This window comes from Streptomyces sp. NPDC107454 (genome assembly GCF_055582885.1).
Window position 1 is genome coordinate 368106 of the sequence record NZ_JBVJPA010000011.1, and the last position, 25657, is coordinate 393762.

16 protein-coding genes are annotated in these 25657 nt (G+C 71.0%); 8 read left to right on the forward strand and 8 right to left on the reverse strand.

The features are described from left to right. Positions 1-59: 59 nt before the first annotated feature. A complete protein-coding gene (locus ACZ69M_RS29060) occupies positions 60-3752 on the forward strand; it encodes a trypsin-like peptidase domain-containing protein (RefSeq protein ID WP_470054333.1) in 3693 nt (1230 codons plus the stop codon). 116 nt (positions 3753-3868) lie between these two features. Then, entirely contained in the window at positions 3869-4822 is a 954-nt protein-coding gene (locus ACZ69M_RS29065; protein ID WP_470054335.1) for a bifunctional riboflavin kinase/FAD synthetase, read from the forward strand. Positions 4823-4933: 111 nt separating this feature from the next. Here ACZ69M_RS29065 and ACZ69M_RS29070 read toward each other — a convergent pair whose 3' ends face one another. The 8 genes from ACZ69M_RS29070 to eccE form a co-directional block, all read right to left on the reverse strand. Next, entirely contained in the window at positions 4934-5944 is a 1011-nt protein-coding gene (locus ACZ69M_RS29070; RefSeq protein ID WP_470054337.1) for an ABC transporter ATP-binding protein, read from the reverse strand. Continuing rightward, positions 5941-6960 carry an ABC transporter ATP-binding protein gene (locus ACZ69M_RS29075; protein ID WP_470054339.1) on the reverse strand — a complete coding sequence of 340 codons (1020 nt, stop codon included), beginning with the start codon at positions 6958-6960 and terminating at the stop codon, positions 5941-5943. The genes ACZ69M_RS29070 and ACZ69M_RS29075 overlap by 4 nt, the downstream gene beginning before the upstream one ends. Beyond that, on the reverse strand, positions 6957-7907 hold the full coding sequence (locus ACZ69M_RS29080; protein ID WP_470054341.1) for an ABC transporter permease: 951 nt from the start codon (positions 7905-7907) through the stop codon (positions 6957-6959). The genes ACZ69M_RS29075 and ACZ69M_RS29080 overlap by 4 nt, the downstream gene beginning before the upstream one ends. Further along, positions 7904-8971, reverse strand: a complete 1068-nt coding sequence (locus ACZ69M_RS29085) for an ABC transporter permease (RefSeq protein WP_470054343.1) — start codon at positions 8969-8971, stop codon at positions 7904-7906. The genes ACZ69M_RS29080 and ACZ69M_RS29085 overlap by 4 nt, the downstream gene beginning before the upstream one ends. A gap of 80 nt (positions 8972-9051) precedes the next feature. Beyond that, complete coding sequence (locus ACZ69M_RS29090) at positions 9052-10923, reverse strand: ABC transporter substrate-binding protein (protein ID WP_470054345.1); 1872 nt, start codon at positions 10921-10923, stop codon at positions 9052-9054. A 358-nt stretch (positions 10924-11281) separates the two neighbouring features. After that, on the reverse strand, positions 11282-14638 hold the full coding sequence (locus ACZ69M_RS29095; RefSeq protein ID WP_470054347.1) for an SCO5717 family growth-regulating ATPase: 3357 nt from the start codon (positions 14636-14638) through the stop codon (positions 11282-11284). Between the two features lie 358 nt (positions 14639-14996). Continuing rightward, positions 14997-15824 (reverse strand): hypothetical protein, encoded by an 828-nt coding sequence (locus ACZ69M_RS29100; RefSeq protein WP_470054349.1) that lies wholly within the window; start codon positions 15822-15824, stop codon positions 14997-14999. Next, a complete protein-coding gene (gene eccE / locus ACZ69M_RS29105; protein WP_470054351.1) occupies positions 15824-17152 on the reverse strand; it encodes a type VII secretion protein EccE in 1329 nt (442 codons plus the stop codon). Before eccE ends, ACZ69M_RS29100 begins: the two co-directional genes overlap by 1 nt. A 197-nt stretch (positions 17153-17349) precedes the next feature. Between eccE and eccB the strand changes: the two genes are divergently transcribed. The 6 genes from eccB to ACZ69M_RS29135 all read left to right on the forward strand — a co-directional run bounded on the left by eccB (position 17350) and on the right by ACZ69M_RS29135 (position 25605). Beyond that, the gene (gene eccB / locus ACZ69M_RS29110) at positions 17350-18879 is read left to right on the forward strand and encodes a type VII secretion protein EccB (RefSeq protein WP_470054353.1); all 1530 of its coding nucleotides are present in this window, start codon (positions 17350-17352) and stop codon (positions 18877-18879) included. 8 nt (positions 18880-18887) lie between these two features. Further along, positions 18888-20147, forward strand: a complete 1260-nt coding sequence (gene mycP / locus ACZ69M_RS29115) for a type VII secretion-associated serine protease mycosin (RefSeq protein WP_470054354.1) — start codon at positions 18888-18890, stop codon at positions 20145-20147. A gap of 114 nt (positions 20148-20261) precedes the next feature. After that, the gene (locus ACZ69M_RS29120; RefSeq protein ID WP_470054356.1) at positions 20262-21719 is read left to right on the forward strand and encodes an outer membrane protein assembly factor BamB family protein; all 1458 of its coding nucleotides are present in this window, start codon (positions 20262-20264) and stop codon (positions 21717-21719) included. Positions 21720-22018: 299 nt separating this feature from the next. After that, a complete protein-coding gene (locus ACZ69M_RS29125) occupies positions 22019-22489 on the forward strand; it encodes a hypothetical protein (protein WP_470054358.1) in 471 nt (156 codons plus the stop codon). A gap of 182 nt (positions 22490-22671) precedes the next feature. Next, the gene (locus ACZ69M_RS29130; RefSeq protein WP_470054413.1) at positions 22672-24309 is read left to right on the forward strand and encodes a WXG100 family type VII secretion target; all 1638 of its coding nucleotides are present in this window, start codon (positions 22672-22674) and stop codon (positions 24307-24309) included. A 93-nt stretch (positions 24310-24402) separates the two neighbouring features. Next, positions 24403-25605, forward strand: a complete 1203-nt coding sequence (locus tag ACZ69M_RS29135) for a S8 family serine peptidase (RefSeq protein ID WP_470054360.1) — start codon at positions 24403-24405, stop codon at positions 25603-25605. Positions 25606-25657 lie beyond the last annotated feature (52 nt).

Sequence of the window (25657 nt, forward strand, 5' to 3'; positions counted from 1 at the left end):
TCCCGCTGATCATTTGGCGCCTACCGTCGGAAGAAGGAGCACGGCGGGGAGGTTCGAGCATGGCGGGACGGGGCCCGCGGAGCGGGCACGAGCAGACACCGGACGACGCCCGCCGCGCGCGGGAGGAGACTCTGGTGCGCGTCTGCGACCTGGCCGGACGTCCGCGCGGTACGGGTTTCGTCGCCGACCACCACGGCACGGTGATCACCAGCCACGAGGCCGTCGACGGTCTGGGCCGCCTCGTGCTGCACGCGCCCGGCGGCCGGAGCTGTGTGGTGACCGCCGGCGCCGTGACCCCGCTCCCCGAAACCGATCTGGCGCTCGTACGCACCGAGGGCCTCGGTCTCGACCCGCTGCCCGTCACCGTGCGCGAGCGGGTCGAGACCGGCACGTATGTCCGCATCCCCGCGGGCGGCTGGCGCGAGGCCCGGGTGCTGGGCAGCACCACCGTGACGTACACGGCGACCGATCGCTTCCATCTCCTCGACGAGGCACTGGAGTTGGCGATCGGCACGGCCGGCGCGGACGCGCTCCGGCTGGGCGGCGGGGCGGCCGGGGGGCCGGTCCTCGACGCCGCGACCGGAGCGGTGATCGGAGTGCTCGGCACCGCGCTGCACACCGAGCACCGGGCCGCGGGTTTCGCGGTCCTCCTGCGCACTCCCGGCGTCACGGGTCCGCTCGCCGAACTCCTCGACCGCAACGCCACGACCGTCCCCGCGTACGGGGCCGATCTCAATCCGGCAGGCGTACTCGAACTCACGGCGACCTCGGTGGGCTCGGACGGCCCCGGAGCCGCGACCTCCCCGGGCCTCGACGGCGCGGCACCCGTCACCGTCGAACGGGCCGCCCTCGTAGGGGAGTTCGCGGCCTTCGAGAGCGGCCCGGCCGCCGTCCTCGGACTCGTCGGCCCACCCGGCAGCGGCCGTACGACGGAGCTCGCGGCGCTCGCCGCCCGCCGCACCCGCAGCGCCGAGCCGGCCCCCACACTCTGGCTGCGCGGAGCCGACCTCCTCGCCACGGACACCTCCGTCGCCGACGCGGCCACCAGGGCGCTGGAGCGGGCGGGGCGGATCGTGGCGGCCCCGCAGGAGGGGGCGCACCAGGAACCGGGAGTGCTGCCGCCCGGCGGGTACGACGGAGAGCTCGGCGACATCGGTCCCGACCGGCTGGCCCGGCTGGCACGGGCCGCCGGACGGCCACTGCTGCTCCTGCTCGACGGACCGGAGGAGATGCCGCCCGGCCTCGCCCACCGGCTGCCCGAGTGGACCGCGGGCACGGCCGAGTGGCTGCGGGCGAGCGGGGCGCGGCTCGTCGTCGCCTGCCGCGCCGAGTACTGGGGGCAGGCGGGGACCCTGTTCCCGGCGGAGTCGCTGCACCGGGCCGGCGCCGGCCCGGAGCCGTCGCTTCCGCCCTGCGTCCGGCTGGGCGAGCTGACCGAGGAGGAGGCGCGGCGGCTGCGGTCGCGGGCCGGGATCCCCGAGGACGCGCTGGTGGCCGCCGACGCCCGGCATCCGCTGACGCTGCGGCTGCTGGCGGAGGTGCGCGCCGCGCTCCCGGACCAGCCGACCCGGCCACTCGACCGGGACGAGGTCTTCGCCGCCCATCTGGACCTGATGTGCCTGCGCGTCGCGGTCCGGCTCGCGGCGGCGAACGGACTGCGCGGCACGGCCGTACGAAGGCTCGCAGCCCAGGTCTCCGGCCAGGTGCACGAGGCCGCGCGGCGCTGTCTGGGGCCCGGCCAGGGCCGGCTGGACCGCGTGTCCTTCGAGGCCGTCTTCCCCTGGGGCTCCGCCCCGGGAGGCCGCCCCGGGCGTATCTCCGGCTGGGCCTCCGCCGTCCTCACCGAGGGCCTCCTGGTCCCCGCCGGGAGCGGCTACCGGTTCGCCCACGAGGAGCTCGCCGACTGGATCCAGGGCACCCACCTGGACCTGGACCCGGCCCTGCACGCCCTGGTCCACCGGCGCCGCGAAGCCTGGCGTTCCGAGCGTGTACCGGCCCAGCGCACGCCCGTACGCCCATCCGCCCAGAGCGGATCCGTGCCCGTCCCGCGTCACCGCATCGGCCCCGTCGTGCAGGCCCTCCTCCTGCTGGCCCGGCACCAGGGCGCCGGTGCGCTGGCCCGCCGCCTCGAAGACCTCGTCGAGGCCGTCGAGGACCTGCAGGCGCAGGAGTCGGCCCCGACCGAGGACGGTGGCCCGGCGAGGGACGGTGGCCCGGCCGGAGACGGTTCCCCGACCGCGGACGGCACCTGGTGGGCCACCCACCTCCTCGCCGACGTCCTGGTGCGCGTGCCCGACGCGACCCCGTACACCCGGGTGCTGAGGCTGCTCGCCGAGCGGATCGTGGCGTGGCGGACCGAAGGCCGGGGTGTGCCGGCGGAGTTCGGGCCCTCCTTCTGGGAGGCGCTGTCGTTGCCGGAGGCGGAGCGGTTCGACCTGCTCAGGCGCCTGGTCGTGGTGGACGGGGCGCCGCGACAGACGAGCCCGGCCGAGGGGTCCCGCACCACCTCCGGCGCCCACCGCCGCCGTCCCCCGGAGGCTCCGCGCTACCTGGACGCCGTCGCCCGGCTCCTCGCCGCCGACCCCACCGCCGTACAGCCTCACCTCACCCCCTGGTTCGACGACGACCGGCCGCTGCCCGCGACGCCCCACGCGACCGTGGCGACCGCCGCGCAGGCCCTGCTGTACGCGCATCGGCGGCGCGCCCTGGACGACCTCGCGGAGGCCCTGGTCGACCGCGCCCACCGGCGCGGGGACGAGCTGCTGGCCGCGCTCGCCGAGGAGGAGCCCTCGGCCGTCTGCCGGGCGGTGGACCGCTGGGCGCACGACGAGCGCCCGGCCCGGCGGGTTGCGGCGATGGCGTACGGGCTGCGCGCCGCGCCGCATGTGCGCACCGAGGCCGACCGCGAGCTGCTGCGGTACGCGGCGCTGACCCTGCTCGCCCGCCCCGCCGACTGCACGCTGCACGGCGGCGCGCTCGCCCTGCTCGTACGGGACCCGTGGACGCGGGCCCGGTACCTGCCGCAGGCGCTGGAGCGCTTCGCCGCGGGCGATCCGCGGCTGCCCGCCAGTGCGCTGGTCGCGGCGCTGAACACGCATCCCGACCCGGTGCTCGAAGCCTTCCGGGTCCGGCTGCGACAGCCGGGCGCGGACACCTCGGAGGCGCTGCGCACGCTCGCCGACGTCACCACGCCCGCGCTCGCCCGCCGCGTCGGTGTGCTGGTCAGGGAAGTGGTGGAGCTGTGCCCCGAGGCCGCCACGCACGTGGCCGCGTATGTCGACCGGCGCCTCGAACACGGTTCCGCGGCACGATCCGTCCTCTTCCCGCTGGTCACCGGACTGCTGGTGGGCTGCCCGGCTCCGGTGCGGGCGGCCCTCGCGGGCGTCCTGGCGGCGCCGGGCAGCCGGGAGTGCGGCCCGTTGCGGCGCGAGCTGCTGGACCTGCTGCTCGCGCACGAGCAGGACCCCGCCGTTCTCGACACCCTGCTGCGGGCCGCCGCGGACGGCGCGGCCCGCCGGGGCGAGGAACCCACCCGGGAGCTGGTGTACCGCACGGGCCTGCTCCTCGTCCGCGCCCCGGCCGGAGCCACCGGATTCGACCGCTGTCTGGTCGAGCTGGCACGTCAAGTTCCCGGCTTCGCGACCCTGGTGGTGCGCTGGCTGACCGGCTCTCCCGACGAGTGGGCCGGGGTGGTCGGCCCGAGCACCCGTCGCATGATCGAGAACCTCGCCGGGCCACGGGTTCCGGCCTGAACCGTGCGCGATGCGTCACACCCCGATGCCGATGCGAACCGAGCGCACTCGGCATGGCACCCTTAGAGCTGCGAATGAGGCAATCACGGACACGGGTTCGACAAGGAGCGGTCACAGTGCAGCGCTGGCGTGGCTTGGAGGACATCCCCGAGGACTGGGGGCGCAGCGTCGTCACCATCGGTTCCTACGACGGGGTGCACCGCGGACACCAGCTGATCATCAAGCATGCCGTGGACCGCGCCCGTGAGCTGGGCGTTCCCTCCGTCGTGGTGACCTTCGACCCGCACCCGAGCGAGGTCGTGCGCCCCGGCAGCCACCCCCCGCTGCTCGCCCCGCACCACCGCCGCGCCGAGCTGTGCGCCGATCTGGGCGTGGACGCGCTGCTCATCCTCCCCTTCACCACCGAGTTCTCGAAGCTGTCGCCCGCCGACTTCGTGGCCAAGGTGCTCGTCGACAAGCTGCACGCCAAGGCCGTCGTCGAGGGCCCGAACTTCCGTTTCGGCCACAAGGCGGCCGGCAATGTCGACTTCCTGCGCGAGCAGGGCAAGACGTACGACTTCGACGTCGAGGTGGTGGAGCTGTACGTGAGCGGTTCCGCCGGGGGCGGTCAGCCGTTCTCCTCCACCCTGACCCGGCGGCTGGTCGCCGAGGGCGATGTGGAGGGCGCGCGCGAGATCCTGGGCCGCCCGCACCGCGTCGAGGGGATCGTCGTGCGCGGCGCCCAGCGCGGCCGTGAGCTCGGCTTCCCCACCGCCAACGTCGAGACCCTCCCGCACACCGCGATCCCTGCCGACGGCGTCTACGCCGGCTGGCTGCACGTCGAGGGCGAGGCGATGCCCGCCGCGATCTCCGTCGGCACGAACCCGCAGTTCGACGGCACCGAGCGCACGGTGGAGGCGTACGCCATCGACCGCGTCGGCCTCGACCTGTACGGCCTGCACGTCGCCGTTGACTTCCTCGCCTACGTCCGCGGCATGGCCAAGTTCGACTCCATCGAGGCGCTGCTGGAAGCCATCGCCGACGATGTGAAGCGCTCGCGCGAGCTGATCGAGGCGTACGACGGGCAGTGACCCGTCGTACGCGACAGGGGCGCCGGTGCTCTCAAGGGCACCGGGCGCCCCTTTTCACGTACCGAGGGTCCGTCTTTCACGTACGGGGCGTCCGTCCCCGCGCCGCCCGCTTCACGTACCGAGCCGTGCCCAGTGGCACGCCACCTGTGCCTCGCCGCTGCCGTTCAGTACCTCCAGGTCCTCGCCCCGGCACGCGTCCGCGACGCCCGCCCGTTCGGCCTCTCCGCTCGCCAGGATCTGGCAGCGCGCGTGGAAGCGGCAGCCGGTGGGGATGCGGGAGGGGTCCGGGGGTTCGCCGGTGAGGACCACGGGGTCGCCCGGGGCCTCCGGGAGGACGGACAACAGGGCCTGGGTGTACGGGTGCCGGGGCGTGGTCAGGACCTTCTCCACCTCGCCGGTCTCCACGATCCGGCCCAGGTACATCACCGCGACCCGGTCGGCGATGTTCCACGCCAGCCCCAGGTCGTGGGTCACCACCAGGGCGGACAGGCCGAGTTCGGTGCGCAGCCGCAGGAGCAGGGCGAGGATCTCGCCGCGTACCGACGCGTCGAGGGAGGCCACCGGCTCGTCGGCGACGATGAGTTCGGGCTCCAGGACCAGCGCGCCCGCGATGACGACGCGCTGGCGCTGGCCGCCGGACAGCTCGTGCGGGTAGCGCAGGAAGAAGCGCTCCGGCGGGCGCAGACCGGCCCGGGAGAGGGCTTCGGCGACCGCCGCCCGCTCGTCGCCGCCGTACCTGTGGATGCGCAGCCCCTCGGCCACCGCGTCGTACACCGTGTGCCGGGGGTTGAGCGAGCCGCTGGGATCCTGCAGCACCAGCTGCACGCGCTTGCGGTAGGCCTTGAGGGCGCGTGCGGAGTAGTCGAGCGGCGCCCCGTCGAAGGTGACGCGGCCGTCGGTCGGCGGGACCAGACCGAGCAGGGAGCGGGCCAGCGTCGTCTTGCCGCAGCCGGACTCACCGACCAGGGCGACGATCTCGCCGGGGCGGATGTCGAGGTCGACCCCGTCGACGGCACGCGCGCGGGCGGCGCCGTGACGTCCGGGGAAGGCGATGTGCAGGCCCTCGGTCCGGAGCAGGGGAGCCGCGGTCACGGGGGGCGGGGTCACGGGGGTGGTGGTCATGGGGCGCTGCTCCTGGCTTCTTCCGCCGGGGTGCCCGGCTCGTGGACGGTCGCGCCGGCGTGCACACAGGCGGCCCACCGCCCCGCACCCGCCTCCCGCAGTGCCTGATCCTCGGTGGCGCAGCTGTCCAGGGCCACCGCACAGCGGGGATGGAACGTACAGCCGGACGGCAGCGCCGACGGGTCCGGTGGATCGCCCGGCAGTCCGCGCGGCGCGAACCGCGAGGCGGCGTCGCCGATGCGCGGGAACGCCGCCGACAGCGCCTGGCCGTACGGGTGCCGGGCCGCCTCGTACACCGGCCGGGCCGGGCCCTCCTCGACGACGCGGCCCGCGTACATCACCGCGAGCCGGTCGCAGGTGTCGGCGAGCACGGCGAGGTCGTGGCTGATCATGATCAGGCCCAACTCCTGCTCGGCGACGAGCTGTTCGATCAGGCGCAGGATCTGGGCCTGGATCATCACGTCGAGAGCCGTGGTCGGTTCGTCGGCGATCACGAGCCGGGGGTCGCAGGCCAGGGCCATGGCGATCATGACGCGCTGGCGCTGCCCGCCGGACAGTTCGTGCGGATAGGCGTTCGCGCGGGCGGCGGGCAGACCCACGTGCTCCAGCAGCTCGCCGGTCTTCTTCTTCGCGCCCGCCGGGGTCGCCTTCTTGTGGAGCAGGATCGGCTCGGCGATCTGATCGCCGACGCGGTGCACGGCGTTCAGGGAGTGCATCGCGCCCTGGAAGACGATCGAGGCGCCCGCCCAGCGGACCGCCCGCACCCGCCCCCACTTCATCGTCAGCACGTCCTCGCCGTCGAGCAGGATCTCCCCGCTCGTACGGGATCCCGTGGGCAGCAGCCGCAGCAGCGCGAGCGCCAGCGTGGACTTCCCGCAGCCGGACTCGCCCGCGATACCGAGCTTCTGGCCCGCGTCGAGGGAGAGGTCCACGCCGCGCACGGCGGCCGCGCCGCCCGCGTACGTCACCTCGAGGTTCCTGACCTCCAGCAGACGCCGCTTCGCCGGAGTGCTCATCGGGTCACCCCCAGCTTGGGGTTGAGGACCGACTCGACCGCGCGTCCGCACAGCGTGAACGCCAGCGCCACCACCGCGATCGCGACCCCCGGCGGCACCAGGTACCACCACTTGCCCGCGCTGACCGCGCCCGCCTCCCGCGCGTCCTGGAGCAGTCCGCCCCAGGACACGACCGTCGGATCACCGAGGCCGAGGAAGGCGAGGGTCGCCTCGGCGAGGATCGCGGAGGAGATGATCAGGGTGGTCTGCGCCAGCACCAGTGGCATCACATTGGGCAGCACGTGCCGGGACATGATGTGCCAGTGCCCGCCGCCGAGCGCCTTCGCCCGCTCGATGTAGGGTCGTGACTCCACGGCGAGGGTCTGCGCCCGCACCAGCCGGGCCGTCGTCGGCCAGGTGGTGACGCCGATCGCCAGGATGATCGTGCCGATCGAACGCGACATCACGGTCATCAGCGCGATCGCGAGCACCAGCGTCGGCATCACCAGGAACCAGTCCGTGATCCGCATGATCACGGTCGCGTACCAGCCGCGGAAGTGGCCCGCGGTGATCCCGATGAGCGCGCCGATCGCGACGGAGAGCACGGCCGCGAGCAGCCCGACGAGCAGCGAGACCCGGGCACCCCACACCACGAGCCCGAGCAGATTGCGCCCGAACTGGTCGGTGCCGAGCGGGAATCGGGCGCTGGGGCTCTCCATCGGGCCGCCCGGCGCGTCGGTCACGCTCTGCACGTCGGAGCCGACGGTCAGCGGCGCGGTCAGGGCGATCAGCGCGAAGAGGGAGAGGGCGGCCAGTCCGAAGACGCCCGCCCGGTGGGTGCGGTACTGCCGCCAGAAGCGGGCTGCGGAGTGGCGGCGGCGCCGCCAGGCGAGGGTGCGCGGGCCGACTGCGGCCATCTGCGGGGTTGCTTCGGTCGTCATCGGCCCGTCCGACTCGGTCGTGGTCATCGGCCCACCCGTGGGTCCAGGAGCGGATAGATCAGATCGGCCAGGGTGTTCATCACGATCACCGCCGAGGCGAAGACGAAGAACAGCCCCTGGACCAGTGGCAGATCGGGCACGCTCAGCGCCTGGTAGAAGAGCCCGCCCAGGCCCGGCCAGGAGAAGACGGTCTCCACGAGGATCACTCCCGCGACCGTTCGGCCGAGGTTGATGAAGATGAGGGTGACGGTCGGCAGCAGCGCGTTCGGCACGGCATGCCGACGGCGGACGAGATCGTCCCGAAGGCCCTTCGCGCGCGCCGTCGTCAGATAGTCGCTGCCCATCTCGTCGAGCAGCGCCGAGCGCGTGACCAGCAGGGTCTGCCCGTACTCGACGGCGACCAGCGTCACCACCGGCAGGATCAGATGGTGGGCGACATCGAGGACGTACGCGAAGCCCTCCTTGCCACCCGACTCCATGCCGCCGGTCGGGAACAGGCCCGGGATCGGCCCCATGCCCACCGAGAAGACGATGATGAGCAGCAGACCGAGCCAGAAGGACGGGATCGAGTACAGCGTCAGGGCCAGACCGGTGTTGAGGCGGTCGCTCCTGCCGCCGTTGCGCCAGGCCGAGCGGGTGCCGAGGAAGATGCCGAGCGCGGTGTACAGGACGAACGCCGTGCCGGTCAGCAGGAGGGTGTTCGGCAGCGCTTCGGAGATCTTGTCGATGACGGGGGCCCGGAACTGGTACGAGGTGCCCAGGTCGCCGGTGAGGGCCTTGCCGCAGTAGTCGGTGAACTGCTGCCACAGCGGCAGGTCGAGCCCGAACTCCTTGCGGTAGTGCGCGAGTTGCCCGGCGGAGACCTGGCGGCCGCCCGTCATGTACTTCACCGGATCGCCGGGGATGAGCCGGAAGAGGAAGAAGCTGGTGACGAGGACGGCCAGCAGCGAGACGGCCGCGCCGCCCAACTTGCCCGCCACGTACCACAGATACGCGGTGGTGGTGCGCGCCCGTGGTCCGCGGACCGACGGCCCGGCCTGGGCCGGACCGTCGGTCGCCTCGACCAGCGAGGGTGTTGCCTCAGCGGTCATGAACTACTCATTCGCTCGTACGTTCATGGGGTCCCCGTGGGTGTCGGGCGACGGGATACGGGGACGGCGGACGGGGAGGTCTACTCGCGGTCCTCGGCCGTGGCGCGGCGTCGCATCGCGAAGAACGCCCCGACGCCCACGAGAACGACGACGCCCGCAACGATGCCGATGATGACTCCCGTCGAGCTCGAACCGTCGGAGGACGCACCGGAGGCGTCGGCCGGAACCGCCGACCACCAGCTCCAGTAACCGTCCTGGCCGTAGATGTTGCCCGCGGCCTTGGGCATCGTCTCGATCGACTTGATCTGGTCGGTGCGATAGGCCTCGACCGCGTTCGGGTACGCCATGACATTCATGTACCCGGTGTCGTAGAGCCGCGACTCCATCTGCTTGACGATGTCCGCCCGCTTGGCGGTGTCGTACTCGGCCAGCTGCTGGTCGTACAGCTCGTCGTACTTCTTGTCGCAGATGAAGTTGTCCGTCGCCCCCGTGTCCTTGGGGGTGGCGGGCAACGCCCCGCAGGTGTGGATGGACAGCACGAAGTCCGGGTCCGGGTTGACGGACCAGCCGTCGAAGGCCAGGTCGTACTTGCCGGCCAGCCAGGGGTCGGTCACGTTGTCGAGGCAGTTGAGAGTGACGCCGATGCCGAGCTTGCCGAACCACTCCTTCACGTACTGCCCGACCGCCTTGTCGTTCGGGTCGGTGGCGTGGCAGAGGATCCGGTAGTTGATCGGCGTGCCGTTCTTCTCGACGCGCTTGCCGTCGGCGTTCTTCTTGTAGCCCGCCGCGTCGAGGAGCTGGGCCGCCTTGGCCGGGTCGTACGCGAGCTCCTGGCTCGCCGACGGCTTCCAGTAGTACGTGGAGAAGCGCGGCGGGACGTATCCCTCGCCCTCGACGGCGTGGCCCTGGAAGACCTTGTCGATGATGGTCTTCCGGTCGATCGCCATGAAGAGCGCCTGGCGCACCTTCTGGTCCAGCAGCGACTCGGCGCCGTCACCGAAGTGCTTGCCGTCCTTGGACTGGGCGCCGGGGTTGGTGGCAAGGGCGTAGAAGCGACGGCCCGGAGCGTCGTTGACCTTGATGTTCGGCTCGCCCTTGAGGGACGCCGCCTGGGCCGGGGTCAGCGCGGGGGAGCCCGCGACGAAGGAGACCTCGCCCTTGCGCAGGGCGGCCACCGCGGCGTCCTGGTCCTTGAAGTACTTGAAGACCAGCTCGTCGAACTTGGGGGCGCCGCGCCAGAAGGTCTTGTTCGGCTTCAGCCGTACATAGCTGTCGGGCTTGTAGTCGGTCAGGACGAACGGACCGTTGCCGACGATCGGGAAGCTCTGGTCGTTGTTGAACTTCGAGAAGTCCTTGACCTTCTCCCAGATGTGCTGAGGGACGATCGGCACATCGAGCGCGCCCATGGTGGCCTGCGGCTTCTTCAGCTCGATGACGAGCTGGGTGGGGCTCGGGGCGGTGACCTTCCTGAAGTTGGTGACGAAACTGCCGTTGGCGGTGGCCGCGCCCTGGTCCGTCATCATCTTGTTGAACGTCCACGCCGCGTCCGCGGCGGTGGCCTGCCGGCCGTCCGACCACTTGGAGTTCGAGCGGATCGTGTAGGTCCAGGTGAGCTTGTCGGCGGACGGCTCCCACTTGGTGGCAAGGCCCGGGACGGTGTGGTTGTCCGCGGGGTCGTAGTTGGTCAGGTACTCGTACATGAGCCGGTGGATGCTCGTACTGAGCAGGCGCGAGGCCAGGAAGGGGCTCAGCGAGTCGACGCTCTGCGCGACCGCGACGGTGAGGACCCTCTTGCTCTCCTTGGCCTGCTGGCTCCCCTTGGCCTGGGCCTGTTGCGGGGCCGGGTTGAGCGGGGTCGCGAGACCGGCGGTGAGGGTGAGCGCGGCGGCGGCTGCGGCGGCGAGGAGCCGGGGGCGCAGACGTCCTCTGTTGGGCTGATCGTGTCTGTTCATGGGTCGGTGACCTCGCGTCATCGCTCGCACAGGGATGGCTGGTTGACCTACTGGATCAGGGTGATCGGGGGGACGCCGGCGGGATTGATGTGTGTGTCTATCAGCGGCGGTCTCGGCGCGTCAACGGCGCGTGAACCCCGTGTGGCCTGCGGAAATAACGAGTTGGCGCGTATTTTTCGCTCATTGGTTCAGACCGGTGAAGCCCTCCTGGCCAGGGGGTGACGCCCTGTTTCGTGCCTGGACAGGCGAAGGCCCGCACCCTGGGGGCAGGGCGCGGGCCTCGGCGAGAAACGGTGCCCCTGAAGGGCCCGATCGGGTTATTGATGTCCGGTTGTCGACGTCCGGCGTCGATGTCCGGTTACTGCTGTGGGGGTGCGGGCGGGGGAGGGGTCTGAGGGGGCTGGCCCTGGTACGGCGGAAGGGGCTGACCAGGCTGCCCCATCGGACCCGGCTGACCGGGCTGGCCCGGGTGGAACTGCCGGCCCGGCTGCGGAGGCTGGGGAGGCCCCGGATAGTGCTGGCCGGGCTGCGGGGGTCCCGCGTACGGCTGGCCCGGCTGCGGGGGATGAGGCTGCTGCCCGGGCATCGGTGCCCCCGGCACTCCCGGCGCGCCCTGGCCCTGCGGGTAGGGGTACTGACCCGGCATCGGCGGGGCGGCCACCGGCGGCGGGTTGCCGTCGTTCGTCCACAGCCCGTGCGACTGCTGGTGCCGCACGATGTCCTCGGCGACCATCGCGGACAGGTTGAAGTACGCCTCCCGCACCTTGGGCCGCATCATGTCGAGGTCGACCTCGGCGCCCGCGGCCAGATGCTCGTCGAACGGCACTACCACGACACCGCGGCAGCGCGTCTCGAAGTGGCTGACAATGTCCTCCACCTTGATCATCTTGCCGGTCTCGCGCACCCCTGAGATGACGGTGAGGGACCGCGAGACCAGATCCGCGTACCCGTGCGCCGACAGCCAGTCCAGTGTCGTACTGGCACTGCTGGCACCGTCGACGGACGGCGTGGAGATGATGATGAGCTGGTCGGCGAGGTCGAGCACCCCGCGCATGGCGCTGTACAGCAGACCGGTGCCCGAGTCGGTCAGGATGATCGGGTACTGCTTGCCCAGCACGTCGATCGCGCGCCGGTAGTCCTCGTCGTTGAAGGTCGTGGAGACGGCCGGGTCGACGTCGTTGGCGATGATCTCCAGACCGGACGCGGCCTGCGAGGTGAACCGCCGGATGTCCATGTACGAGTTCAGGTACGGGATCGCCTGCACGAGGTCGCGGATGGTGGCCCCGGTCTCGCGGCGCACCCGGCGCCCGAGCGTGCCCGCGTCCGGGTTGGCGTCGATCGCCAGGATCTTGTCCTGTCGCTCGGTGGCCAGCGTGGAGCCGAGCGCGGTGGTGGTCGTCGTCTTGCCGACACCGCCCTTGAGGCTGATGACGGCGATCCGGTAGCACGACAGCACCGGCGTGCGGATCAGCTCCAACTTCCGCTGCCGCTCGGCCTCTTCCTTCTTCCCGCCGAGCTTGAACCGCGAGGAGCCGCCGGAGGGGCGGCCGCTCTTGGCCTTCTGCTTCTTGTTGTTGAGCAGCCGGTCGGAGGACAACTCCACCGCGGCCGTGTACCCGAGCGGGGCGGCGGCCGGGTTGGTGGGCTGACGCTGGTCGTGCTGGATGGGCTGCGGCCAGGCGGCTCCGGTACGGGGGTCCACCGGCGGCTGGGGCTGCGCCTGCTGCGCGTCCGGCTGCGGTCCCGGGTGGGGCTGCTGCGGGAAGCCGTAGCCGCCCTCCTGAGGCGCGTTGGGAGCCGGGGGCTGGGGGAAGCCGTAGCCCGACTGCGGGCCGGGGGCCTGCGGTGCGGGGGGCTGGGGCGGGCCTGCCTGCGGTGCGCCGGTCTGTGGCGCGTTGGGCTGAGATGGGGTCGGCTGGGGAGCGGGCGCGCCCGTCTGCGGGAATCCGTAGCCGCTCTGCTGCGGTCCCGGCTGGGGCGGGATGGGGGCGCTCGGCTGCGGGAAGCCGTAACCGGTCGGCGGGGCCGGGGGGTTGGGTGCGGCAGGAGCCGGAATCCCGGGGTGCGGGAAGCCGTAACCGTCCTGCGGCGCGGGCGGCGCGGGTACGGGAGCGTCGGCGACCGGAGGGGTCACGGGGCCCGGCGCGGGCGGCGTGCCCTGCGGATGCCAGGCGGCGGGTGCGGGCTGCGGAGCCTGCGGCTGGAACGGCGGCTGCGGCTGGGCGACCGGCTGCTGCGGGACCGTCGGCTGAGCCGTCGGCTGGGCGGGCGGCGGCCCCGGGTAGGGCTGCTGCTGGGGCTGCTGATGAGGGAAGCCGTAGCCACCCTGCTGCGGCGGCAGGGGCGGTTGTCCCTGTGCGGCGGCGGTCGGCTGCGGCGGGATGGTCGGCTGTCCCTGCGCGGCGGTCGGCTGTGGCGGGGTGGTCGGCTGTCCCTGTGCGGCGGCGGTCGGCTGCGGCGGGATGGTCGGCTGTCCCTGCGCGGCCGAGGGCTGCGGCGGGACGGGTACCTGGCCCTGGGCGGCCGTCGGTTGCGGCTGCTGAGGGGGCCCGGGCTGCGGTGGCACGACCGGCTGGGGGGAGGGCCACTGGGCCGCTGGGGCAGGGGCTGCGGGCTGGTAGGCGGGCGGCAGCGGCGGCAGTCCGCCCTGAGGCATCGGTGGGGGAGCCCAGGCGGGAGCGGCCGTCTGCGTGTCCTGCGGTACGTCGGTCCCGGCGTCCGGCGAGGTGTCCGGCGCGATGTCCTGGGGCCAGTCGTCGAAGTCATCGGCTTCGTGCGCCGCCGCGTCCTGGGACACGGGGGCGTCGGGAGCCGTCGCGGCGGCAACGGGCCGCTCGCCCTCCGCGTCGGCGGCACCCTCGGCACTCTCGACGTCGCCGTCAGGGGTACCCGCGGGCTCCTCGAAGCCACCATCGGCTGCGGCTGCGGCTGCGGCTGCGGCGTCCTCGGTGTCGGCGTCGCCCCCGGCGGCCGGAACCTGCGACGCCTCGGCCTCGCCGTGCGGGCCGTCTTCACCGGTCGGGTCCGTCACGTCGGCCCCGACGTCCGCGGGCTCCTGCCCGTGCCCCGCGGCGGCGTCGGTGCGGTCGCCCACGGAGCCATCGCCCGCAGCCGCGGCGCCGGTGCCGTCGTGCTCGCTCGTGCCCGCGTTCGCGTCTTCCGTCGGAGAGGGCGCTTCCCCGCCTGCCGCGGCCTCACTGGAGGCCTCGGCGGACTGCTGCTCCCCGGCCGGTACGGCGGGCGCGCTCAGCTCGAAGTCACCGCCGGTCTTGTCCTTGCTGTCCGGTCCGTCACCGACCGGCGCGCCCTCGGCGACAGCGGCGTCCCCGGCCGGGCCTGTGGACGTGTCCTCGGCGGCGCGGGCCGCGGCCTCCCGCTCCGCGAACTCACGCTTGAGCGCGGCGGCGGAGAACCGCATGGTCGCGCCGCTCTCGATGTCACCGTTCCCGGGACCCGCCTCGTCGGCCGGTGCGGTCGGCGGAACGTGCGCGGCCGGGTCGAACGACACCGGCGGAGCGGACGGCGCGGGGGGAGCCGGGGGAGGTGGGGTCGGCGAGGCCTGGGCCGAATGGCCCGACGCGTTCTGCGTGTACCAGGCGGGCGGCGCGTAGTCGATGGTGAACTCGCCCGTCGCCTCGACGGCGGACTCCGCGTCGGACTGGTCATCGCCGGGTGTGGCCCAGCCCCCGCGGATCCCGTCCCGATCGCTGTTCACAATTCCTCCTGGTGTGGTCAAGCACCCTCAATGCCGTGCCGGCGCGACCGTTCGCTTCGCGTCTGTCTTCGCGTCTCTTCGTGCGAAGCGCGGGCGGGTCCGTCGACGGGTGGGTCGAGGGATACGGGTCGCGCCCGGTCCCAGCCTAATCACCACGAGCGCCACGACGGCAGGCCCGTCCGCCCCTCCGCACAGGTCCGCTCCGTCACACCTTGCCCAGAAGCGGAGTCCGCACGCGCCAAGGGAGTTGACAAACCGGGCAATCGTGGTGAACAAGCCGGGCACGACAAGGGGGAAATCATTCCCAAAGGTCCAATTACGGACCGATGTTGAGTCGGCGATGCCCGGGGGCGCTCGGTCAGTCCATCCTGCGCGGCGTACCGAACAATCCGGTCTCGGCGTCCGTGGGCTGAGTCATCACGTACTGCCGGTCGCGGTCCGCGCACCAGAGCGTGACCCCGTCGGCGAGCGTGGGCAGTGAGTCCACATCGCCTCGGGGCAGCGCCAACGCCCGCCCTATTTCGGCGGCTTCGTCCGGTGAGACCCGCTGCACGCCGACGAGCCGCGCCTGCCGCAGCAACCGGGGGGCCACCGGGCTGAGATACGGCAACAGCGTCAGCACCGACTGCCAGGGGCCGGAGACCACACGCCCGCGCGGCGGCCGCATCCCGCAGTCACGCACCACCAGCACCGGGTTGCCGGCCGAGGAGCCCTGTGGCGGTACCCGCCCCACGTCGTGCACGCTCATGCCGTTCTGCCCGCCGCCCATGGCGTGCACCATCTGCATCCAGGCCGGCGCCCGCCCCGTCTCCACGGCCACGCGCGCCCCGGTGGCCGCCGCTCGCAGCGCGAGCACCTGCGCGGTCCAGAGACCGCCGATCAGGACGACGTCGTACGCCGTCGGCCGGTTGAGACCCAGCACGGCGGGCTGTCCCTCGGCGTCCACCCCGATGACGACCCCGTCGTCCCCGATGGGCAGCGCGAGCGAGTCGATCTGCTCCACGGACAGCGAGTGCCGTCCGTGCCGAGGCCCGAGCAGCCCGAACCCGCTGCGCAGACGCCCACGCCCCGGCTCCGGGACCGGGCCGGGGGAGCCGGCCGATCCGGCCCCCGAAGCCCCGAACCCACCCGGATTCCCGTTCCCGTACGCCCCCGAGGCGGTGGCTCCACCTGTGGTCATGGCCATCAGCGAACACCCCCGAGAGGCAGCGTGGCGAGCACACCGGGCAGCTGCTCGCGATCGAGCCGGGCCAGCCCCGTGCCGGCCTGGCGGGCGGCGTGCTCCAACGAGCGGCGCGCCGCGACCAGTTCGTCGTCACTGCGGCCGGTCACCCGCATGTGCCCGCTCAGCGACACCTCTTGGCGCTCTCCGCGCCGCAACGTCAGGCTGAAGGTGGTGGCCAGTGCGGGCACGGCCGTGAGCAGCGCGACGAGTTGCGGCAGGGAGGGCCCGCCGCCACCGCCCAGTTGGGGCCAGCGCCGCACCCAGTACGTCGTGTGTCTGCGGTTGTCGCAGCGCCAGCTGCGGCCGGACTCCTCGGTCCGCCGCGCGGGCAGGTCGGTGCGCCCCGCCTCGGCCGTCACCAGAGGGTTGGCACACGCCGAGGTCGCCACCGCGGCCGTCAACTCCTCCTCATTGAGCACCGTGGTACGAAAACCCGCCCCCGTGAGCCGACTCGCGAGGTGGTCCGCGGCGCGCACGACGCACTTCTGCGCGCCGACGAGTCCACCCCCGCGCGCGGCCACCGCCTCCGGGCACAGCTCCGGATCGAGCTTCAACGCGATCCAGGTGATGCGCACGGCGGGTGCACCGGTCTGCTCCTGGAGCGGCGCGTAGTTGCTGACGGCCACGGACTGCTGTGGCAGGTGCAGCGCGGGTGCGGGCTGCGTGTGCAGCACGATCTGGGCCGACTCCAGATGGATGTCGTCCACGTCCAGCGTGTCCCGCACCAGCCCCAGGGGGAGCGGCTGCCGGCTCCGCTCGGCGCGCAGCGCGGTCGCGTCGGCCTCCACCTGAAGGACGGCGGTTACGAACGTACCGTCCCCGATCACGCCGACCGGCCGTCGGTCCCGCGCGCTGTACGCGGAGGTTTGCAGGCTCGGGTCGCACTCCACGGCCGGGGCGAGACCGGGCTCCGTCCCGGGCGGTATCGGCGTACTCGCGGCGCGGCGCTGCCGCGCCCGCAACGCCCGTGCCGTGGCGAGCCATTCGGGCAACGAGCGGCCCCGGCGCCGCACGAAGGCGAGGAGGACGAGTGCGACCGCGACGACAGCGGCCGGCATCAGTGCGAACGGACCGACGATCCACCCGACGAGCAGCGCGGCGGCGGCGATTTCCAACAGAACGATCCGTTGCAACCGGAACGACCCCGACTGCCCGGGACGCACCTTGAGATGCAGCGCCCCCGTCTGTCCCTGCGCCCGCGAGGGCGGCGCGGACCGCTGCGACCGGGGTGCCGAGGAGCCCTGCTCCCGCGACCGGTCACGCGACCGGAACCGCGTTCCGGAAGCCATCACTGCATCCCCCCGTTTTCCTCACAACTCATTGGAACAACGCCACCACACAGGGCCCTTGAAGGCCCCGATACCCTACCCGCTCCACGAGACCGATCCCTTACCAGGCATAGTAGGGGGCCGGTCTGACAACGGAGGGCGGGGGACGGTGTACCCCCCAGCGCCGCCAGGCGATACACGGGGAGAATCAGGCACACATGGCATCTCGGCGGGACCAGCTCAACGCCTACACCTTCGCGAAGCGACGCATGCTCGCGTCCTTCGTCCAGTCGTCTCCCGACGGTTCGGAGGAGGGGGCGCCGCGCCCGTTGCGCGCCGTGCTGCCGGGCACCCTCGTCGGCGTGATCATCATGGCCGCGTTCGGGGCGTGGGGGATGTTCAAACCGACCGCGCCGCAAGGCTGGAACGCCGTCGGCGAGAAGGTGATCATCGCCAGCAAGTCCACCACCCGTTACGTGGTCCTCAAGACCGACGGCAAGGTCCAACTGCACCCGGTCCTCAACATGGCGTCCGCGAAGCTCCTGCTCAAGACGGGCAAGGGTGACGTCGTCACCGTCGACGAGTCCATCCTCGACAGGGGCACCATCCCGCGCGGGGTCACCATCGGCATCCCCTACGCCCCCGACCGCCTTCCCGCCGCGTCCGAGGCGGGCTCCGCGAAGCGCTGGGCCGTCTGCGAACGCCCGAGCGCGGGCGGCAGGTCCATCCAGAAGGCCGCGTTCGTCCTGGCCTCACGCGACATGGGCAAGACCGAGGGCAGCAAGCAGAAGCTGGGGGGCGGCGAACTGCTGTACGTCGTGGGCCCGGACAAGACCCGCTACATCGTCGACGCGAGCGGAACGTCGTACGAGGTCGACAAGAACGACGAGTTGCTGCTGCGCACGCTTGTCGGTTCCGGCCGCGAACCGCAGCGGGTGTCCAAGGAATGGCTGGAGACCCTGCACTCGGGCGACCCCATCACCTTCCCGAAGGTCGAGGGGCAGATCGGCACCGCCGCCGGTGTCCAGGGCAGCCTGTCCGCCGAGGCGAACAAGGTCGGCATGGTGCTCAAGGCGCCCAACGGCGCGACCGAGCAGTACTACCTCGTCGAGCAGGGCAAGGTGGCTCCCGTCTCGGACTTCACCGCCAAGCTGCTGCTGAACAGCAGCGACCTGGTCGGCCTCGGCCAGGCCGGCACGGCTCTCGACGTCAGCGCCGGAGCCTTCGTGCCCAGTACGGCCGGGTTCGCCGCGGACCACACCTGGCCGAGCCGCATGCCCGTTCCCGTCAACGAGGCGGACGCGTCGGAAGGGCACCGCAACACCGTCTGCAACGTCCTGCGCGACGTCGACAAGGGCAAGGGCGGGACGACGCTCAGCACTTGGGCGGGCACGGATTTCCCGGCCACCCTCCCGACCGGGTCCTCCAGCGCGTACGTCACGCCCGGCTCCGGGCAGCTCTACCGCCAGTTCCAGGGCGAGGAGACCACGGCGGGCGGTGTCTTCCTGGTCACCGACACCGGACTGCGCTACGCGATGCAGTCCAACGACGACAGCGCCACGAACGACGCGGGCATCGGCACCACGGCCAAGGAGCGCAAGCAACTCGAGCAGGAGGCTCACCTGGCCCAGATCAGCCTGGGCTACTCCGACGTGGACCCGGCGCCCATCCCCGCCGCCTGGTCCAAGTTCCTGCCCACGGGCCCCCGTCTGTCGACTTCGGCGGCACGCCAGCCGCAGGGCTCGTAAGGGGAGTCATGTCGTACGCACCGGCCGCAAGGCCTCTTCGTACCGCGGTCGTCACGGCCGCGACGCTGCTCGCTTCCACTGCCACTGTCGCCCTTGCACCGCTCGCGGCCGCGGACACGTCCACGGACCAGTGCACCTTCCCGAACAAGAAGTACGCGGGCCGCCCTTGGGCGCTGCAACGCGTCCTGCTGGACGAACTGTGGAGCCAGTCCAAGGGCAAGGGCGTGCGGGTGGCTGTGATCGACACGGGTGTGGATGTGAAGAACCCGCAGCTCACCCACGCCGTGGACACGGCGGCCGGTCTCAACCTCCTCCCGAAGAAACTGAAGGACGACAACGGAGACCCGATCGCACGCGGCAAGGAGAACGGCACGACGGACACCGTCGGCCATGGCACGCGCGTGGCGGGCATCATCGCGGCCCGGCCCATGTCCGGCACCGGATTCGTGGGCCTGGCTCCCGAGTCGACGATCATCCCGATCCAGCAGAACGACGCCGAGGGCCACGGCACGGCGGACACGCTCGCCAGGGCCATCCGGGACGCGATCCGGGCCAAGGCCGACGTCATCAACATCTCCCAGGACACCTCGAACGCGGTGAAACCGGCCCCGGACCTGAAGCGGGCGGTGGACGAGGCGCTGGCCGCCGGCGTCGTGGTCGTGGCCTCGGCGGGCAACGACGGCCTGGGCGGCAATGACAAGGACACCTATCCGGCCTCGTACCCCGGCGTCCTGGCGGTCGCCGCCTCGGACCGCAACAACGAACGGGCCTCCTTCTCGCAGTCCGGCGACTTCGTGGGCGTGGCGGCCCCCGGCGTGGACATGATCTCCACCGTCCCCAAGGGCGGCCACTGCTCCGACAACGGCACCAGCTTCTCGGCCCCGTACGTCGCCGGAGTCGCCGCTCTGATCAAGGCGAAGCACCACGACTGGACCCCACAGCAGATCGTGGCCCAGATCGAACAGACCGCCGAACGTTCGGTGGCGGGCCATGACCGTCTGGTCGGCTGGGGAGTGGTCGACCCGGTCCGCGCCCTGACGGAGGACGACCATCCCATCGAGTCCCCCGACCCCCATGACGGCCTCTCGAAGGCCGAGGCCCCGACCCCGGCAAAACTGCAACTCGGCGAAACCCCGGACGAACGGAACGCGCGCCTGGCTACGTATGTGGCTGTGGGGGCGGCGGTTCTGCTGGCGGGGCTCAGCGGGACAGCGGTGGCGGTGCGGGACGCGCGGCGGAGGAAGCGGCGGGTGGCGGGGGCGGAGTGACGGCCCGGGACATGGCTGTTCCCGACATCTCCGTTGCCTGGTCACTGACTTGACAGACCTGTATCGCGGTCATCGAAAGGACCATTCCGCGTGAGCTTCGGCCCACCTCCTTCCATGTACACACAGTCCGCTGTGACAGCGGACGGCATACAAAAGAAGCGCCGCCTGAAACTGTTCGGTGGCGTGGCAGCCCTCCTGATCGGCGCGCTGTGCGTGGGTAGTTGGCTCCTCTGGCACGGCGACGACTCGGCCGTGGCAGCCGCCAAACAAGGCGTCCCCGCGGAACAAGGCCCCCTGGACATCAGGGAGACGGTCGAGAAGCGCCCCGCGAACGTAGCCGGACGCATGGCCTTCAGGTTCTCCGCCGACGACATGCAGGCCGGCGAGTCGCACGAGATGCCGGGCATGTGGGCGACGGACAAGATCCTTGCCAAAGGCATCAATAGAACCCTTGTGGGTTTCAGGATCGGTGCGGATGCCGCTGCGGGTGACGCAAGCTGGCGCATCAGACTTGCCGGACCCATCTGTGGGACGACGCGTCATGTGACCGTTGGGGACCGCACGGCGGTCCTGTTCCGGTCCGGTGTCGACACCCATGCACCGTGCGATCACGTGGCCTTCGTCGACCTCGACACGGGCAAGAAGCTTTGGGAGGCCCGGTTCGCCAAGGTGAACGCCCTCTACGACACGCCGAGTGTGACCATGACGCGTGCCACGGTCGCTGTGGCGTGGGGCAAGGGCTCGCAGGCGTATGACATGGACCAGGGAAAACTCCTCTGGACGAGTACCCCTCCCCCTAAGTGCAAGGACGGGGGCCTGGTCGGCGGACGTGCCCTGCTCATCCGGACCGACTGCTTCGACGAGAAGAGCCTCGCCTCGTCGTATCGGGTCCGGAAGGTCGACCCCCGCACAGGCAAGGTCAAATGGACGTATCAGGTCGCCAAGGGCGTCCAGAGCGTCTACCTGGTGTCCGCCGAACCCGCCGTCCTCGCCGTGGCGGCGGGCGACGTCGAGATCACCGACCTGATCTCCCTCGACGAACACGGCAAGTACCGCGTCACGATTCGCGTCGAAGGGGGCCACTACGTCGCCGACTGTGTCGATGACGAGGAGGACGGGGCGGTGGACAACTGCCCGACGATCGTGGTCGGAGACGGTCAGGTCTTCCTGACGAGCAGGGAGGACCCCGACGGAACCATCGTGAACAACTCCAACTGGATCATCGGATTCGACCTCGTGACAGGGAAGACGGTCAAGAAGTTCGAATCAGGTCATGACCAATTGCTGCATCCCCTACGGATGAGTGGTGACCAGCTCCTGGCACTTCGCGAGAGCAGCGACCACATCACGCCCATGGGACTCGTCAGCCTGAACCCGCGAACCGGCAAGGAAACCCCGTACCTCTACTTCGATCTGCCCTCCGAAGCCTGGACGCTCACAGACCCGACACTGAACGACATCATCGTGCAGAACGGGCGGATCTTCTTCGGCACGAAGCAGGCGAGCGGGCCGAGCGACGCCAAGAAGAAGGTTTGGGAGTGGCTGGTTCTTGGGGTGGGGAGTGCGGGGTAGATCGTCGAACGGGTGCCCGTCCCTTGCGAGTTCGCAATGGCTACACAGCAACGCCGAATGAGTATGAGTACTCAGGTCCGTCGCCCTGTGGGCCACGTAGTGTCGAGTGGCGGCACGGGCCCAGGCGGGCGCGAGGGCGCGGTGAAGAAGCCGTGAAGCTTCGCTGAGCGGTAGCACAGCTGTTGCATATAGCAGTTGGGGCTGTCATAGGAAGCGACTAGAGTGATGTCGTTGCGGATATGAACGCTTGAGGGGTGCAGTCGCCCGGAGCGGGCGACAAAACGGGGAGGGAAGGCGTCATGCTTCCTGCGGACATGACAGGTGGGGCGTCGCCCAGCACAGCTGCGGACCTGAAGGTCGGCGCCGGCGTGCTGATGACGTTCAAGCAGCGCATCGACAAGCTCTTGTCCGAGTTCGAGGACTCGGCGGGCAGCGCGTCCAAGGTGGGTGCGCACCGCCTCTCGCGCACTTCTCTCAGCGGGCACGGCAGCCCCTTCCATGAGGCTGACGCCCTGTTCGCTCAGTACGAACAGGTTCACGAGCACATCACGCAGCTCTCCAAGACGCTGGGGCTCCAGATCGAGGCCATGGGCATCGCGACGCAAGGCGCGCAGAACGGCTTCGACAGCCTCGATGGCGACCAACGCCGCCGTTTCTGGGAGATCCAGGTCGAGACCGACCGCCTGTACAGCGAAGCCCAGCAGGAGAAGTCCGGCGAGGGTGAGAAGAAGCTGAGCGACGCCAAGAAGTCCACGAAGGGACTCCAGTAGTGAGCGGGGACGACAAGGCGCCGAAGGAGCTCACTGACCAGCAGCGCGTCGACGCTCAGGTCGGCCAGGTCGACGCGGTGTCCGGGGTGTCGAACGTGATGCACGACGCGTTCGGATTCAGGCGCGTCCGCCTGCTGACGTACGGGAAGGTCACGGACTTCGAGGACCACAAGCTCAACGCCATGATCGACCTGGTCCATCAGGCGAACCCCGCCGATCTGGAGCATGCCGGCGAGACGTTGGCGAAGGCGAGCAAGGCGATCAACGAAGCCGCTGCGGAGCTCCGACGTCACCTCAAGCACGCGGGTGAGGACTGGCAGGGTGAGGCCGGCAAGGCGTTTCAGAAGTGGGGAGAGGGCCTCGCCACGCACACCGAGAGCCTGGCCACGTACGCCGACGGCGCCGGGGTGCAGGTCACGGCCGCCGCGACGGGGCTCGCATCCGTGCGCAGCTCGCTGCCGCCCCGGGACTCCCGCCCTGCCCTCGACCAGAAGAAGCCGGGGCAGCTCCCGCTACTCCAGCAGTTCGAGGGCAACAAGCAGTATGCCGAGGCGGTCCGGGTCGAGAAGGACCGGCAAGAGGCGATCAACCAGATGAATCGCCTGGCGTCCTTCTACTCAGTGTCCGGGGCGGAGCTGGCGAAGCTGCAGAAGCAGGACCCGCCGGTATTTGAGGCGATGCCTTCTGTAGGGGTGCCGGACCCGTACGGGTCCCAGGGTGGCGGCGCCGATGGTTCCACAGGTAACTCCAACCCAGGTCCAGCCCACCGAGCAGTTGCCAGTGCGAGTGGAGGCGGCCACCTCGGCATGTCAGGCGACGCTTCTGGAAACAGAATTCTGGCTTCTGGACATCCGGGTACAGACGCGAACGTCGAACTGCATCGGCCCACTGTCGGTACAGAGATCAACAGCGTTGGCACGCTGCCGCCGGAAACCGCGAAGCCGACGACTGTGACTCCCACTCCGTCTGTGACGGGGCCCAACGGACCTTCCGGGCCGATGGCCCCTCCCATGGGCATGGGAACCGGTACGGTACCTCCCGCCTTCGGAGGCCCGGTCGCGCGCGCTGTCGGACTTGGCGGAGCGGCGGGCGGCAGGACTCCCGGTTCGGCTCAAGGGCGGGTTACCACCTCTGAGGGAACCACTGCCGGAGGCCGCACAGGACGCGGCCCCGCGGGACCGATCGGCCGCGCATCCGCGGTTGGCCAGCAGGGTGCCCGTGGGCCTGCATCTGCGACGGGCAGGTCGCCCATGGGGCGGGGTGTCACCGGCGGCATGCCCAGAAGCGCGGGTGCGGCTGGTTCACGCACCGGCGGTACACCCGGCGGGCGTGTGGGCGGCCTGCCTGGTCAGCCTGCGGCACGGACGGGCCCCGGAGCCACGGGTGCTGCGCGTACGGGCGGCGTGGTCGGTGGCAGGCCCACTTCTGAAGCGGGCCCGAGTGGGACTGGTGCCAGGGTTCCGCGTGGCACGGTCATCGGCGGCGAGGGCGCAACGGGTGGTCGCACAACGGGAGAAAGGCCGGGGCAGCGCGGAGTGATCGGCGCGAACAACCCGGCGTCGGGCACGGGGGAGGGACAGCCTCAGCGCCGGTCTCCAGGTAATGCGGACGGTGTGGTCGGCGCGCCCGCGAGTCGGGCCGGCGGCAGGGGCAACGGAGCCGTGTCCGGTGGTTCTGGCCTGGTGTCCGGTTCCGCGGAGGGCCGCAGCCCTGATCGTGCCGCCGGCGGGAGAACGCAGCGCCGGCAGCACTCAGCCGAGGACAAGAAGCGCTCACGTGATGACGCGCGGCGCGGCGATGCGCCGTCGGCGACCGACTGACCGAAACGACCGAGGACGTACAGAAGCATGAAGTCAGGGACTGGCGTACGCCGCATGCGGGCCGCACTGTGGGCGAGGCGTGCCCGGAGACAGGTGACCACGGTGGGCGCGGCGCTCGGCGCCTTGGCCGTCATGTCTGCTGGGCTGGCCCCTGCCGCGGATGCCGACGACATCCAGTCGCAGCAGTGGTACTTGGACGCGATGAACGCCCAGGGACTGTGGAAAGTCAGCACGGGCAAGGGAATCTCGGTCGCCGTTGTCGACACTGGCGTGAACCCGGACACGAACGCGTTGAAGGGCCAGGTGCTACCCGGAGTCGACGTCACGGGAACCACAGGCGACGAAATGGACGACTACGAAGGCCACGGCACGTCGATGGCCGAGCTGATCGCAGGGACGGGCAGTGGGGGCGGACTCAAAGGAGTCGCACCCGGAGCCAAGATCATCCCGATTCGCACGGTACTCGCTGGTATCGGCAAGAAGGGCGAGAAGCAGGGCGACACTTCCGCGAAGGCCATCCGAGCCGCTGCCGATTCTGACGCGAAGATCATCAGCATGTCGTTCGGTACGGATTTCCCGATCGATGGCGGACTTGAAGCCGTGCAGTATGCGCAGAGCAAGGGGAAACTGCTCATCGCAGGTGTGGGTAACGGCGCCGAAGACGCGAACTACATCGGATATCCCGCCAAGTACCCCGGAGTGGTCGGAGTCTCGGCGATCAACGAGAACGGTGAAGTAGCCAAGTTCTCGGAGAACGGCGCGTACGTGGACCTGGCCTCGCCAGGCGTGGACGTGCCGACCTGGTGCGACAAGACCTTCAAGTCCTACTGCCCCCAGAGCAATGGCACCAGCCAAGCCACCGCCATCACCTCCGGCGCCGCCGCCCTCATCTGGTCCGCCCACCCCAAGTGGACTGCCAACCAGGTCCTCCGCGTGATGATCGACACCGCCGGCCGGGACTGGCCGAAGAGCACCCCGAGCCGGTATCTCGGGTACGGCACGATCCGCCCTGCGCAGGTTCTCCTGAAGGGCAAGGGGGTTCCCGGAGCCGCCGACGTCGACCCCGTCACGAACAAGAAGACGCCCGGCCTGTCCGCCGACGCTTCGCCGTCCGCTTCCGCATCAACCTCGTCACAAGCCTCGAACTCCACTTCAAACGTCCAGACTTCAGCGGCAGGATCAAGCTCGGATTCGTCCGGCAACACCACGCTTTGGGTCGCTCTCGGAGCTGCGGCGGCGGTCGTGGTGATCGGCGGCGGGGCCTTCGCGGTGATTCGCTCACGGCGAGGCGTATGACTGTCATGGCCCACCACCCGTGATGGACAACGGGTCGCGCGATGAACGAGCG